Annotated in this window: 1 protein-coding gene; it reads left to right on the top strand. The window is 33.2% G+C overall.

Translation table 11 applies throughout. The features are described from left to right. Positions 1 to 241 precede the first annotated feature (241 nt). The gene (locus D0T56_RS06425; RefSeq protein WP_163319312.1) at positions 242 to 832 is read left to right on the top strand and encodes a hypothetical protein; all 591 of its coding nucleotides are present in this window, start codon (positions 242 to 244) and stop codon (positions 830 to 832) included. Positions 833 to 915: the final 83 nt, after the last annotated feature.

Genomic DNA, 915 nt, shown 5'->3' with positions numbered 1-915 from the left:
TTCACTACGTTCAACATGACAAAAACTCAAAAATTAAGTATAATTTAAAAAGTCTAGATGACTTCCTAGCTTCACTCCCTAGTTTCTTACATTTTATAATAAAAGAATTTCTTTTTTAAGTATTTTTAGAAATTTCTGTTATCCTACTGAATCAAAATGAAAAATGAGTGCTATTTTTCACTCCAAATATTGATTAGTTTAGTTATCTTTGGTAAGAAAATATACAAAACATACCTTTTTTATGAAAAAGATATTTTTATTTATGGCAATAACGATTGTTGCAACTTCATTAAACGCTCAATTTCACTACGAAATACCTAAAAGTCAAACTCAAAACAGAACTCAGGCACGAGTGCAACAAACGAAGCAAGCATCTTCCTTCGATTGGAATAAAGTAACTTTTGGTGGCGGAGTGGGTCTTCAATTCGGAGACTACACTGTGGTAAACATCGCTCCTCAGGTCGGATATAATTTCTCCAAGATGTTTAATGCCGGCTTTGGGTTCTCATATTCATACTACAAAGACCGTTATTATGTAAATGGTGACAAATGGAAAGAAACTGCTTCTTATTTCGGTTTTAATGTTTATGCCCGATTCTATCCTATCAACAATATCATAATCATGGCACAGCCAGATATCAATAGGATGTGGCGAACGGATGAAGCTCCTGACGGATACAAGATTAAAGATGAAAAATTTATCCCGTCATTCCTCATCGGAGGTGGATTAAGGCTGGGGCCAATGTCGGTTATGCTGAAATATGACTTGGTTCAGGATAAAGATTCTCCCTACGGAAATAATATATTTTATAGTGTAGGATTCAGTTTCTAAAGCTAATTAGGTTTTTCTACTCGTAGTGCATTTAGAAAATAAAAGATAATTAACTGAAACATAATACATATTTACATTGTCAT

This window comes from Dysgonomonas sp. 520, from assembly GCF_010501095.1.
GTDB lineage: Bacteria > Bacteroidota > Bacteroidia > Bacteroidales > Dysgonomonadaceae > QVMP01.
Note: the sequence above shows the minus strand (reverse complement) of the source record. Positions and strands in the feature narration are given on the sequence as shown.